We start from the raw sequence: 14,577 nt of genomic DNA, 5'->3' as shown, positions 1-14,577 counted from the left end.
ATATTTAAAGCTTAAGTAAAGGACGGGTGACAATCAAGCAATTTGCTGACAAGCCCCCGGATTCATCCGTGGGGTCGCTTTCTTAAATTCTAAAATCGAAAATCGAAAATCGAAAATCGATTGACTGCTTCAGGCGGGCTGCTGACTTCACTTTGGTAGAGGAATTGAAAAATAAAAAGTCGAGCCTCGATTGGGTTCTGATTCTACCCAAAGGCTGCCCCCGTGCCGCTCGACAATTCTTTGACAAATCGCTAAACCGATACCAGTTCCCGAATACTGTTGTTGGGTGTGCAAGCGCTGAAAAATCTGAAAAATTCGCGGATGGTACTGTGAGGCAATCCCAATACCGTTATCCTGGACTGAAAACACCCAGCTATCCCCCTGACGCGAAGCGTCCACCTGCACCACCGGCGCCTCACTGCTGCGGTACTTAATGGCGTTACCAATTAAATTTTGAAACAGTTGCAGCAGTTGAAAACAGTCACCTTTTACCCTTGGCAAATCCCCCCTAGTAACTGAAGCTTGATTCTCGCGGATGGCCAAATGCAAATTAGCACAAACATCCTCAAAAACCCGATTGCAATCTATCATCTCAAAAGGTTTCTGACTGCGACCTACCCGCGAATACTCCAGCAAGTCATCAATCAGCGCCTGCATCCGATCGCAAGAATTAACAATATTGCGGAGAAATTTATTCCCTTGGGCCTCAAGTTGGTTGGGAAAGCGTTTTTCTAATAGTTGAGCGTAGCCGGCAATCGTGCTCAAAGGCGCTTGCAAATCGTGAGAAGCCACGTAAGCAAACTGTTCTAGTTCGGCATTAGAACGAGCTAATTCTTGAGCGTAGCGGGTTTGAGTGTCTAAACTCTCTTGCAGCAGTTCTTGTACCAGCTTGCGTTCGGAAATATCCTCGATCGCACAAATCAAATACTGCAGCGTCCCCTTGACATCGCGCATTGCCGAAACAGTAACATTTGCCCAGCGCACGGCCTCATCTTTGCATAGCAAACGCTTTTCCACAGAAAAAGTTTGAATCTTCCCGGATAACAGCGAGCGCAGGTATTCTCTGTCCGTTTCTCTGTCATCTGGGTGAGTAATTGCCTCCCAATTTTGCTGTAACAATTCCGATTCTGCATAGCGGACAATTTGACAAAAGCCGGGATTTACCCGCATAAATTTACCGCAAAGCGCGGTTTTAGCTATGCCGACCGCAGCTTGCTCGAATATGGCGCGGAAGCGTTCTTCGCTGTCTCGCAGGGCAATTTCTGCTCGTTTGCGCTCGGTAATATTACGAAATGTTACTGCCAGACCATCGTTTAATTTGACCGCCACAATGTGCAGCCAAACAATTGTATCTCGCTCCTGTTCGTAATAAAATTCTTGGTCTACAGTTTCTCCTGTTTCTACTACAGAAACATACAAATCAAATAACCCCTTATTGCTAACTTGGGAAACTTGGGCTAACAAATTTTTGCCAACTATCTCATTTAATAGCAGACCATAAAATTTTTCGGCTGCAGGGTTGATCAACAGCCACTGGAAATCTACAATATTTCCCTCACTGTTGCGGACGGCAGAATAAGCCACCACACAGTCTAAGGAACTATTTAATATGCTAGCAAGCAGCGACTGCGACTGTTGCAGTTGATAATTTTGCTCTTTTAATTGCTGTTGCAGTTTTTGCAAGCGGACTTGCTTGTCGATGCGCGCTAAAACTTCTTCTACTTGAAATGGTTTAGTAATATAGTCGGCGCCTCCTACTCGAAAAGCTTGTAATTTATCGTTCATTTCATCTAAGACGCTTAAAAAAATTACCGGAATTTGTTCGGTTTCCGGTGTCGCTTTCAGTCTCCGACAAACTTCATAACCGCTCATTTCCGGCATTCTAATGTCGAGCAAAATTAAATCCGGGCAATGGGCGATCGCAACATTCAACGCCAGTTGACCGCTAATAGCTCGGTAAACTTGATAGCCCTGGGATGTTAGCAGTTTGGATAAGAACCGCAGATTGCTTGGTTGGTCATCAACCACCAATACTTTAATTTCGCTATTATCCATTTATTTTAAACTCGATTGAGTTAAATCCATTATCTTGTCGAGTCGGTAATCGGCAAGCAAATCTTTTAAAGCCTCAGCTAAAGTTGGATGACTTTCCCAGATGCGATCGACAAGTTGAATCGCCAGCTCTTCATTAACATCATTAGCTGCGTCATGGAGTTCCTTCACCCAGCTTTGAGGCATTTGAGCCAGCAGCCCTCCGAAAAATGAATCGGGTTTTTCGTTCACACAATAACGCCGTAAAGCCCCGACTGGGAGCTGGGGCAACTCTTGATAAAGATAGCGCACTCCCAAATAGCAAGCCATCTTATCAAACAGGATTTGTTCTTGAAAAGGTTTTCGCACAAAATCGTCGCAACCTGCGGCGATAATTTCGTCTTTTCTTTCCTCAAAAGTGCTAGCAGTCAGAGCAATAATTACAGTTTGCCACTGAGTTTGTTTCTCTTTATATCTAATTTGTTGGACAGCTTCAAAACCGTCCATTACTGGCATTCGCGTATCCAGCCAAATTAAATGAGGCTGCCAACTTTCCCAAAGTTCAACAGCTTGGTAGCCATTTTCCGCTTCTCGGACTTCAAAACCAATTGGTTGTAACATTTTAAGCAGCAGCAGCCGATTGTCTGGATTGTCGTCTACTGCTAAAATCCGATAAATTGGTTGATCTGCTTCTAGTCCGATCACCCGCTGCAATGTCGCCACTGTTATTTCAGACGAAATAGCGGCAAATACTCGGATATTAAATTTAAAACTGCTTCCCTCACCTACAACACTTTTTGCCCTAATATTCCCGCCCATTATCTGCACGTATTTTTTAGTAATTGTCAAACCCAATCCCGTACCATCAGCCGCTTTTCTCCCGGATTGTGTTTGCACGAAAGCATCAAATAAAGTATCAATTTCTGCTGTTGCAATGCCAATTCCCGTGTCTTCAACTTCAAACAAAATTAACAATGGTTCGAGCGACGTATAGTTAGGATAACTTTCCGATTCTGCCGACTGCTTCTGGTTGCTTTCCACGCTCACGCGCAGCCAAATACTGCCCCCATCGGGAGTAAATTTTAGGGCATTTCCCAGCAGGTTAATTAAGCAGACGCGCAGCTTTTTTTCGTCAGTTTTTATATATTGGGGCACATTAGCCTCGACGGAAAATCTCAGTTGCATTTTTTTTGTCTCAGCTTTGATTTGAAACATTTCTTCGAGAGTGTCGAGGAGTTGATAAAGGTCAAAGCTGCGTTCATCTAAGGCAATTATCCCTGCTTCTATTTTCGACAAGTCTAAAACATCGTTAATTAGTTCCAGCAAATGTTGACCGCTGCGGTTAATGATTCGGAGATTTTCGAGATTTTCGTGGCCCAGGGAAGAGTCGCGGCTCATGACTTGGGTAAAACCCAGGATGGCGTTAAGGGGAGTCCGCAATTCGTGGCTCATGTTGGCAACGAATTGACTTTTTGCGAGGGATGCAGCGGCCGCTGCTTCTTCGGCTTTTTTGCGTTCTATTATTTCTTCTTGCAGTTCTTTATTGCGATCGATTAATTGTTTTTTCAGTCTTTGGATAGTCAGTTGGTGTTCGATTCGCGCTAAAACTTCTGCTACATGAAACGGTTTTGTGACATAATCTACCGCTCCCACTTGAAATGCGGTTAATTTGTCCAATACTTCATCTAAAGCGCTGATAAAAATCACGGGAATTTCTGATGTCTTCGGATCGGCCTTGAGCTGCCAGCAGACTTCGTAGCCGTCCATTTCCGGCATTTTGATGTCGAGCAAAATCAAATCTGGAGAACCAGAGCGCGCGGCTCTGATTGCCATTTGGCCGCTAATTACGCCGCGGACTTTGTAGCCCCGATCGCACAGCGTTGCTGATAAAACTTGCAAATTTTCTGGAGTATCGTCAACAATTAATATGTTGCCTTTATTTTCTTCTCTGTGATTGTTGGTCATCGCTGGTTATTTTTGGTTAATTTAAGAATTGTTGAAATGCTGAAAACTGGTTAAAAAGTCATTATAGCACTCCCTCCTCAATCAACTCCTTTTATATTTACAGAACTTATCCAAGTTAAGATTTGAGATGTGAGATTAAAGGGGCTCATCTCATTTTGGCAGCTAAGCTAGAAATTGGAGTTTTGAGGCCCGAAGCTGCGGGGCAGGAGGCAGGAGGAAAGAGGCAGAAGGAAGGAGCCAGAAGAAGTTTTTTTACAAATATGAGATGCTCCCTAGGCGATCGACCTACATCATCAATAATCCTAAACCAGCCCCTATTATCCCTTCTTCTTTCATCCTTCAACAATTTCTAAACTCCTCAATCAAATCGATAATCCGATCGCACCGGAAGTTATTCGCCAAATCGGCGATCGCGCTGCCGAAACTAGCATTAATAGGAGGGATCGACAACAACAGCCGAAAAATCTCCTCGTTATCAACCGCATCGGCCGCAGAATACAATTCATCAACCCATTCAGCAGGCATCGCTTCCAAAAATGAAGTATTGAGCGTAAAAGGCAAATCAGCCGTTTCAGTTGCCGTGGAAACCTCGGCGGACACCGCAGCATCATAACTTAGCGAAGCTTCTCGATCGTAAACATAGCGGACTCCCAGATACTTAGCCATCTTTTCCAGAATCACTTGCTCCCGAAAAGGCTTCGCTACAAAATCATCGCAACCAGCAGACAAAATCACCGATCGCTCTTCATCAAAAGCACTTGCAGTCAGAGCAATAATCACCGTTACTTGACCTTTCAAATGCGCTTTAATCTGTTTAGTAGCTTCGTAACCGTCCATCACCGGCATCCGCATATCCATCCAAATCAAATGAGGTTCCCAACTCGACCACATTTCCACAGCTTGAACGCCATTTTCAGCTTCCTGCACCGCAAAGCCGAGGGATGCCAGCATTCTGACCAAAAGCAAGCGGCTTTCCAGGCGATCGTCAACAACTAAAATCCGGTATTCTGGCTGTCCTGGCTCGAGACCAACCACTCGGCTAGCTGTTTGAGCCACCTGAATTTCCATTTCATTAGGGAGCGAAACTTTAACATCAAATCTAAAAATGCTGCCGCGACCGAGGGTGCTTGTTACCGTCATCTTCCCTCCCATTAACTGAACGAACTGCTTGCTGATTGGCAAGCCCAAACCTGTTCCTTCTTGAGCTTTTTTCCCGCTTTCTGTTTGCGCGAAAGGTTTAAATAAATTGTCCATTTCTTCCGCAGAAATTCCTGCACCAGTGTCTGCCACTTCAAATAGCAAAGAGCAATTCTCACTTGGCGAAATCTCTGGGGTATTTTTGTTTTTTAGCCTCTCTTGTTTGACTCTTAAATTAACACCACCTTCGGCAGTAAATTTAATAGCATTTCCCACGACATTTATCAATACTTGTCGCAACTTGCTTTCGTCGGTTTCTATATATTGAGGTAGGTCGGGTGGGCAATCAAAAATTAACTGCAACCTTTTTTTTTCGGCTGGCAGCTTCAGCATACTTTCAGTATTTTTTAGCAGTTTGTGCAAGTCGAAGGTGCTGTTATTAAGTGTCACCAGCCCGACTTCAATTTTTGACATTTGCAAAATATTGTTGATCAGAACGAGCAAATGTTCCCCGCTCTGGGTAATAATTCCTAAGTATTGCTGTTGGTCGGCACCGAGGTCTGGGTCGCGGGCTAGCAGTTGGCTGAAACCGAGAATTGCGTTGAGGGGAGTTCGCAATTCGTGGCTCATATTGGAGAGAAATTCGCTTTTTGCTCTGTTCGCTCTGTCGGCTTCTTCTTTGGCTTTTTGCAGGACTATTTCAGCTTGTTTGCGTTCGGTAATATCGCTAGCAGTGCCTGTTGTGCCGATGATATTTCCTTCAGCGTCCATGCGCGCGATCGCCTTGGTAGTTACATCAATCTTTCTGCCGTCTTTTCCTAATACTATATTTTCGTACTGAAACACAGTTTTTCCTGTCAGTAAGCGCTGCTGAAGTTCCCATTTCCAGTCTATCTCTCCTGGGGCTAAGAAATCGCTAAAAGAACAGCCGAGCATTTCTTCAGGCTCGTAACCGTAGATTTGTTTAACTGCTTGGTTGACAAAAGTAAGGTGTCCTTCTGCATCGCAAGACCAGATAATATCTTGGGAAGTTTCAACTAAATGACGGTATTTTTCTTCGCTCTCTGCTAGGGCTATTTCTGCCCGCTTGCGTGGGGTAATGTCCATCAAAGTTGTGAATAGTTTTGTCACTTGCCCTTGTTGGTTGACCACTACTTCTCCTCTGGCTTCGATGTAGCGGAGGAAGCCGGATTCACTTATTTGTGACGGAGAATTATCCGCAGCAATTTTCGGTTCCGGCCGCAGAATTCGATATTCCAAACTGTAAGATTGCTGGCTAGCAATAGCAGTGTCGATCGTTGTTTGCCACTTTTGTCGATCGTCGGGATGCACGTATTGCGAAAACTCAGTCAGTGTGGGCGCAGGCTGGGTTGGATCGAGCCCAAAAATCCGAGATAACTCTTCCGACCAAGTAGTTGTGTTGGCCGATAAATCGCATTCCCAATTACCGACACTGGCGATTCTTTGCGCGGCTGCTAAAGAAGCCGCTATAGCTCGGAGTTTTTCTTCCGCTAATTTGCGATCGCTAATATCTTGAATCACAGAAATCACGCAGGTTTCGCCATGAATGTCAATGATTTCTGCTGACAGCAGCCCGGTTCGGACTTCCCCTGTTTTAGTGCGAAAATCAAATTCGTAGTTGAGAATAATTTCTTTTTCATCTAACATTTTAAACAACTCGGCGCGCGCTTGTATATTTTCCCAAAGATTCAAATCAAGCGCCGTGCGATCGAGAATTTCGGCCGCCGAATAACCGATTGTCTGGCAAAAAGCCTCATTAATTTCTAAATAACGACCGTCATTAAATCGGGTAATAGTAATTGGGTTGGGAGAAGAACGAAAAGCTTTAGCAAACTTTTCCTCAGACAAGCGCAGTTGTGCAGTCCGCTCCTCGACTAAAGTTTCCAATTCTTGATTCAGCTTTTGGAGTTGAGCATTTTGTTCCGCTAATTGCTTCTCCCTAACATAGCTGTTAATCGCTTCTCTTACCGTCAACCTCAAATCTTCGGACTGCCAAGGCTTCGATATGTATCGGTACAATTTAGCATATTTAATAGTATTCGCCACTGCTTCGAGGTCTGCTTGCCCCGTCAGCATAATTTTGATAGTCTTTGGGGAAATTCTGTGAATCTGCTTCAGCAATTCGTCCCCTTTGATATTCGGCATCAGATAGTCGGAAATCACTGCTACGATTTCGCAGCCCTCTGCCAGTAATTCCTCGATTAACTCTAAAGCATCTTCGCCGCCTTCAGCGGTTTCTAATAAGTGTTCTTCCCCCAGGGTTTTTTTTAACTCAATTTTCAAACTTTCCAGAATTATCGGTTCGTCATCCACGCAAATAATCACAGGTTTATTGTTCATATTTTTGTCAAACCAGATTTTATAGTTTCTACTAATTCTTTGCGCTCCCACGGCTTGTACAAACAACGGTGCAAGTTTGCTTGCTCTTTCACCCGTGCTATTGCTACTTCGTCGGCTTGCCCGGTCAGCATGACTTTCACAATTTTAGGATATTTTTGGTGAACCATAATCAAAAATTCATCTCCTTTAATCCCTGGCATTAACCAGTCAGATACTATGACCAAAATATCACTTTCATCTTCTTTTTGAATTTCCTCCATAATTTCCAGAGCTTCATCTGCATTTTCTGCTACTTCATAGAGGTAAGCATCCCCAAATTCTTTTTTAAGTTGAATTTTTAAACTATTTAAGACCACAACTTCATCGTCAACGCACAAAATTACTGGTTTCGGCATAAAATTTTACTTCTCTTAAATTTAAAACCTGGGTGCAGTTACCTATTTGTTTAATTGCTATCAAGGAATTCCGACGGGCAAGGATATAGTAAATTTTGTTTGACCAGGCACGCTTTCTACTTGCAGTTCACCTTGGTGTTTTTCCACAATTTTTTGAACTATATCTAATCCCAAACCACTGCCTTCCCCTGGAGGTTTAGTTGTAAAAAAAGGCTCAAAAATTCTCGGCATAATCTCTGGAGGAATGCCAGGACCACTGTCGGTAATACTGACTGATATTGCGTTCGCTTCGTGTTTGACATCAATTTTCAACACTCCTTTGTTGCCCATCGCTTGTAAAGCATTGTGAACCAAATTTGTCCAAACTTGACTGAGTTCATCAGGATAGCATAGCACAGAGGGCAAATTAGTACCATAGTTTCTGACTACTTCCACACCGTGTTTGATTTGGTAGTGGTAAAGGGTTAAAACAGTATCAATACCGTCGGTAATATTAGCGATAACCTTGGAGCCAGACTGGTCGTAACGAGAGTAGCTTTTCAAAGCAAAAACGATTTTGGCTGCCCTATCTGTGGCAGTAGCAATATTTTTAGTGCTTTTTTGTACCGTAGCAAATTGGTAGGCTGTTTGTACAATATTTCGACTTTGGCTGTCTTTCAACAAAGGTAAAAAAGGTTCCACATTATTGCCGATGCCGATATCTAATAAAGTACAGGCAAGACTGGCTGCCTCGTCAATGTTTTCTGATTCTAATTGGCCCTGCAAAAGTTTTTTTAACTGACGTTTTTCTTTACTAGATAATGTATCTGTTTCTTGGCAGGCGTTGTGTAGCAAAGCAAAGAAATCCTGCCGCCGTTCCGGGGATAGTTGTTGAAAAAATATCGGCAACTGCTGCAATTGTTCCGTCCAGAAGTCGGCGATGTTCTGCACAGAAGAGCGAATCGCCCCTAAAGGAGAATTGATTTCATGAGCAACTCCGGCAATTAACTGTCCGAGGGCGGCCATTTTTTCTGATTGAATCAGTTCTTTTTGAGTCAGCTTCAGTTCTTCTAAGGTATGAGATAATTCGGCATTTTTTTGGCACAGCGCTGACTCGGCTATTTTGCGGGCGTTGATGTTGCGGGCAACCCAAATGACTGCATCTTTGGAGAACAGAGAAATGCACGCGGAAAACCAAATTTCGCGACCACAAACTGTTAAGCTGTAGTCAAAATTGAGAGTTTGTTGTGTTTCTAACACTTGCTGAACTAACACCCACCAATCATCCGGGTTGTCGTCGTCAAAAAAATGTTCTATGGTCAAGCTGACTATATCGCAATCAGGCTCAGGAGCCGCTGCCACATTCGTTGGTAAAACTTCTATGTTCCGCTGACTGTCTAGCACTAGAACGATGTCTGTCATCGCTTCAAAAACGGCGCGGACTTTCCTTTCAGAAAAGTGAAGTTTTTCTTCGAGCAATTTTCGACTGCTAATTTGTTGCTGCAATTCTTCGTTACTGGCTGCTAGTTGAACCGTGCGGTCTAGCACTCGCTGTTCGAGTTCGGTGTTGAGGCGGCGAACTTCAGCTTCAGCGGTGGTTCGGTCTTCTATTTCCTTTTTTAACTGACGGTTGGCATTAACTAATTCTAAAGTTCGCTGTTTGATTTGTTCTTCCAAATTATCATTTAAAAGTCGCAATTTTTCCTCGACTTCTGTTCTCCGCAACGCTTCTTTTTGCAATTCTTCGTTCATTTTGTTCAACTCCTGAATTTTGTCGGCAACTGTTTCCTGCAAAAGCTCGATATTTGCGTGCATTTCTACCGGCTCTAAGGCTTGCAGCAGGCTAATTTCAGTCACAATTCCGGCTAAATATCCTTCGTCGTCCACCACCACCAAGCGCCGGATGCCGTGCTGCTGCATTAACTGGTGAGCCTGCCACAAGGTGGCTTTTACCTGCAACGGTATCAGGGGAAAACTCATCGCGGCGGTGACTGGAGTGCTGGCGAAATCGAGCCCAGAAGCTTGGAATTTAACAATGTTGCGTTCTGTAATTATGCCCACAGGTTTCTGATTTTGGTTGTCGCTGTCAGTAATGACTATGCAGCTTTTCCGGTGGGTTCTCATCTGTTTTGCAACTTCTAAAACTGAGGCGCTGCTTGAGGTAACTATTACTTGTGTAGTCATAATTTCTTCGGCGCGCCACATTTTCAGCAAGTCGGCCGGTTTGAGGATTTGACGGATGCTTTCGCAAGTGATAGCGCCTAACAAGTTGCCACCTTCGTCTGTGAGGGGTAAATGACGGATTCTTTTCGATCGCAATATGCTCAATACCTTGAAGATATTCCCCGCTTGATCGAGGTTCAGGGCGATCGGGTTTTCAGTCATTACCTCAGAAATTGCCACCCCTGCTAGCGGTATTTCGCTAGCAGTTATTTTCACAACATCGCGCTCAGTAAAAATTCCGAGCAATTGCTGCTCAAACGCGATTAAAATGCAACTGGCATTCGCCTGAGTCATGGCAGCAATTGCGACTTTCAAGGGTGTGTCTGGAGGCAGCACCGGCGGTTTGGGGTCGATCGCCTGTTCTAGCAAGCTTTGGGTATCAGAAACTGTTGTTGACATGGGCAAATCAAGGGGGATAGATGCAGGCGGAACCGGCACTTAATACCATTTTAGATTTCAGATTTTACAGTCGCGGTACCCTGACCGCAATCCAGGTTTGACATCGGTCTAAAGTTGCATTTTTAGTCGCGCATTGATATGATTTTTAGTGCGATCGCGCTCAACGGCGATCGGAATTGACACAATACACGTCCTTTGACCGATAACTGATGTTACTTCTATTTTACCCGAATGTTTTTCCACACTTTTTTTAACAATCTCCAGTCCCAACCCGCTGCCTTCGTCGGCGGGTTTTGTGGTAAACAACGGATAAAATATTCGTGGCCAAATTCCCCGGTAATTCAGTTGCCACTGACGAGCAGGCTCTGATTTTCTGCTCTCACCTCTACTTTTAAAACTCGGTAATTCTCTATCGCTTGTAAAGCATTGTGCATCAGATTTACCCAAACTTGTTTGAGTTCGTCTGCCTCAGACAACAATTTAGGCAGTGGAGCTTGATAATTTCTGACAACTTCTACTCTGTGTTTTAGTTCTTTTAATCAAAAGTTAATAGAGTTTTAAGGCTGTCAGTAATATTGGCAATTACTTTTCTTCCCTACAGTTAGAGCGAAAATATTTATTATTCATCAAAAATAACTTTTGCGGCTCTATGTGTAGCAGATGCTCTTTTTGGCAAGCTGTGAATAAATGGCAGAGACTATCTGCCTGACCTAAAGCATCCAGGATACCCGCCACGTGATTCATTCCGAAAGCAGACTCAGGACAGGTGAAATAAAAAACCTGTATCCCATGAAACTTGCCGAACGTATTTATCCGTGGGGTCAAGGCTTCAATCTAAAATCTAAAATCTAAAATCTAAAATCGATTGACTCAGCAAGTTAAGCACCCTTTGATGAAATATTTGATTGCAGTGCAAGTTTATGGATTCCTTCAGTTGATCGAGCAGGTTGCTAGATTCAGAAAAATCGCGTTTTATTTCTGTAACTTCTTGACCTACCAAATAGGAATATTGAGATTTTTGGTACAATAACCGACAACTTCAAACTCAGCGTTTTTGAGAGCACTTTAATAGCTTTCTCGGAACATAGGCCGGGTTTCCCTGACATGAAACTTGCTGCGATCGATACAAGCTGGTACTAAATATAATATCCTGCCTCAGAGGCTGTTGGCATTGAACATCGATAACTGTAGCTACCGGTTGCAGTAACTAGCAGCCCAGAAAATCACGGTGCCCGCAATTGTAAATAATAACCCTGCCTTTGCGCGCAAGCATTCAAGGCAGGGTTATTATTGAGTATTCCGAATTCTCAAGGGTGAAGCGAGGACGCTGCAGCCGACTTCGGCTGCCCAGCAGTGCACTACTCGCCCAATCGAGTTATTTTAGCGCTGCGTTCGGCCAACATCAGCAGTACATAAATAGTCATTACATAGCCGGCGGCCAGAATGGGAATAATTAGAGGAATATCGCGATAAATCATAATTAGAACCAAAAGTCAAGGACGAGGAGGAGCAGGACAACTTCAAGACCTACTACATTAAGTCAGCACGCAAGACCATGCCTTGGTTCTGAAGGCTGTTTTTCCATATCAAGCCTGCGGGAACATTTAGCCGTTCCCGGTCATCAATAATGATTTACTGCTTTACAGATGCTTAAACAGCCGAAAACCATCCACTTTAGCTGCTTTGAGCTACCGTGCACATAAGATGCGCTACTCTTAACTTCTGAAAGCTTTTAGCCGCGAGGAACTAAAAATCTGTCCCAGAAATTTTGGCTGCGATCGACTAACAAGGCTGGCTCTACGAAACTTTTACAGGCACCTAAAAGCTACCTGCCAGTCTGGCTGTACTTAATGTATAGAATTGTTTAAATCCTTAATACCCATAGTAACACAGGGTTTCTGGGATTTAGAGATTTTTTGGCAGTGTCCTTAACAATTCGATACAATAGGGGCAACCCCTCTGGCAGCCGGCTACTCGCCTCTGGCAGGCGGGTGACTCCCATCGGGCGGCAGATGACAAATAACTGCCGATCTCCTAGATTTTTCTTTTCTATTGCAGAGAATTACCTTAAAATAAAGATATGATTTGTAAAATTTTGTTACTTTACGGCTTGAGTCGGCGTATCCATGATCTCTAGCACTCTCCTATTTTCCTCGGTTGAAGAAGACCTGCGACTGTTGACAGAAAACTTAAAACAGTTAGTGGGTGCCCGTCATCCCATCTTGTACGCGGCTGCAGAATACTTATTCGGCACAAAGGGAAAACGAGTGAGACCCGCAATCGTTCTGTTGATGGCCAAGGCGACTATGCCCGATCGGGAAATCACGGAAAAACACCGCCGCCTCGCTGAAATCACGGAAATGATCCACACAGCTAGTCTCGTGCACGACGACGTGGTGGACGAGTCGGATCTGCGGCGGGGAGTGCCGACGGTTCACAGTCGGTTTAACAACCGAGTGGCAGTATTGGCGGGAGACTTTCTGTTTGCTCAATCTTCCTGGCATTTGGCAAATCTCGACAACCTGCCAGTAGTCAAACTGCTTTCAGAAGTGATTATGGATTTAGCTGAGGGGGAAATTCAACAGGGACTCAATGGATTTGACACGAGCTTGTCGATCGAAGCGTACCTGGAAAAAAGTTATTACAAAACAGCGTCTTTAATTGCCAACAGTTCCAAAGCAGCGGGCTGTTTGAGCGAGGTTTCAGCGGAAATAGCAGACGATTTGTACAACTACGGTCGGAACATTGGTTTGGCCTTCCAAATAGTAGATGATATATTAGATTTCACCGCTTCCACGGAAACTTTGGGGAAACCTGCAGGCTCGGATCTCAGAAGCGGTAATCTGACAGCACCCGCACTATTCGCCCTAGAAGAAAAACCTTACTTGGAAGTTCTCATAGAACGCGAATTTGCCCAAGAAGGAGATCTAGAGCAGGCCCTGGCACTGGTAGAAGATTCTAGAGGCATAGAGCGATCGCGAGAACTAGCCACAAATCACGCACAGAAAGCCGTCGAATACTTAGCTGCGTTGCCCCATTCAGAGTCCCGTCAAGCTTTGATTGATTTGGCGGAATACGTTTTGAGTAGGCTTTATTAGAGGTTAAAAAGTTACACTTTATTGGTAATGGGGAATTGGTAATGGGGAATTCCCAATGCCTAATGCCCTGTTACCAATTAATAAAAAATTGAGTTGTTTAGGCAATATCCGGCGGTGGAGCCGATCGATACTGTTGCAAGTAAACGTTAATTAAACTCTGTACTTGCTCGCGAGGGATTTCCGTCCCGACTTCCTGATTTCCGGGACTTTCAAAAAAAACAATGCTGTCAAGACCTTCCAGAGCTATCATCTGAAATAAAAGGTGAGTGACAGGCAAAAGTACCGGTCTGAGGCGATCGCCCCCAGCAGCCGCAGCCTGCGACGCATCTTTAATACTGCTCCAAGCATAAATCACCCTCTTCTCCCGTCCCGGTTGCTTGAGATTGCTCAAAACCACGATCGCCCAACTTTGGTCTACCGCTTGCAGGATCGAGTATTCGAGGTGCTGTAGCTGTTGGGCAATTAACACCAGGGCCGGGGCGATCGCCTTTAAGATTTGTGGCGTCGAACCGTCGGGCGGAGCTTTTTCGATCAATGCTTGAATCTGTTGGTCTAAATCCATCAGTCAGTTCTTTGATATCTAAAATTAAAAATTTCAGGTTAGCAAGTCCGCATCCAAGTATATATTACCCAGCACTGCCCTCTTAAAGATAAGCTGACACCCCTCTAAATTTAATATTTAGCAGCCTAGAGTCCTTGTAGCGAGCATTTGGGCAAAAAAATTAAATGCCTAACAGCTTACACAATGTCATCCAAAAAGTCTAACCATAGGGTGCTGAGCGCTAGCGCTGTCAAGGTGTGTTAAATCTGAGCCCGATAAAAAGCCGAAAACGGCTATTTCACGTTCGGATTTTCAAACTTAAAGCAATAAAAACTGCTTGGGGGACCTTGGTTTCAAAATCAAAACGCCCAAAGTTAGGATCGCGAATTAAATAACTTACAATTTTAATTGTTATTGTGGGATGGGCGTCCCGCCCGTCCTTTTTGGA

Annotated in this window: 8 protein-coding genes; 1 reads left to right on the top strand and 7 read right to left on the bottom strand. The window is 44.2% G+C overall.

All coding sequences use genetic code 11. The annotated features are described in order from the left end of the window. Positions 1-147 precede the first annotated feature (147 nt). From QT992_RS09380 to QT992_RS09355, 6 genes are all read right to left on the bottom strand, one after another. Complete coding sequence (locus tag QT992_RS09380; protein WP_333341430.1) at positions 148-2,055, bottom strand: PAS domain S-box protein; 1,908 nt, start codon at positions 2,053-2,055, stop codon at positions 148-150. After that, entirely contained in the window at positions 2,056-3,996 is a 1,941-nt protein-coding gene (locus tag QT992_RS09375; protein ID WP_333341432.1) for a response regulator, read from the bottom strand. 339 nt (positions 3,997-4,335) lie between these two features. Continuing rightward, the gene (locus tag QT992_RS09370; protein ID WP_333341434.1) at positions 4,336-7,494 is read right to left on the bottom strand and encodes a PAS domain S-box protein; all 3,159 of its coding nucleotides are present in this window, start codon (positions 7,492-7,494) and stop codon (positions 4,336-4,338) included. Continuing rightward, entirely contained in the window at positions 7,491-7,889 is a 399-nt protein-coding gene (locus QT992_RS09365; protein WP_333154485.1) for a response regulator, read from the bottom strand. Before QT992_RS09365 ends, QT992_RS09370 begins: the two co-directional genes overlap by 4 nt. Before the next feature lie 60 nt (positions 7,890-7,949). After that, entirely contained in the window at positions 7,950-10,490 is a 2,541-nt protein-coding gene (locus QT992_RS09360) for a CBS domain-containing protein (protein WP_333341436.1), read from the bottom strand. A gap of 108 nt (positions 10,491-10,598) precedes the next feature. Then, positions 10,599-10,937, bottom strand: coding sequence for an ATP-binding protein (locus QT992_RS09355; RefSeq protein WP_333319213.1), 339 nt, complete (start codon positions 10,935-10,937; stop codon positions 10,599-10,601). A 1,679-nt stretch (positions 10,938-12,616) separates the two neighbouring features. Here QT992_RS09355 and sds point away from each other — a divergent pair. Beyond that, positions 12,617-13,588 carry a solanesyl diphosphate synthase gene (gene sds, locus QT992_RS09350; protein ID WP_333056988.1) on the top strand — a complete coding sequence of 324 codons (972 nt, stop codon included), beginning with the start codon at positions 12,617-12,619 and terminating at the stop codon, positions 13,586-13,588. A gap of 97 nt (positions 13,589-13,685) precedes the next feature. On the opposite strand, the gene QT992_RS09345 is transcribed toward sds, so the two are convergent. Next, positions 13,686-14,150: a hypothetical protein gene (locus QT992_RS09345; protein ID WP_333319211.1), complete on the bottom strand. Its 465-nt coding sequence runs from the start codon at positions 14,148-14,150 to the stop codon at positions 13,686-13,688. Positions 14,151-14,577: the final 427 nt, after the last annotated feature.

Origin of the sequence: Microcoleus sp. T3_D1, assembly GCF_036700405.1 — a bacterium.
Lineage (GTDB): Bacteria > Cyanobacteriota > Cyanobacteriia > Cyanobacteriales > Microcoleaceae > Microcoleus.
This window is presented reverse-complemented; position numbering and strand designations above follow the sequence as displayed.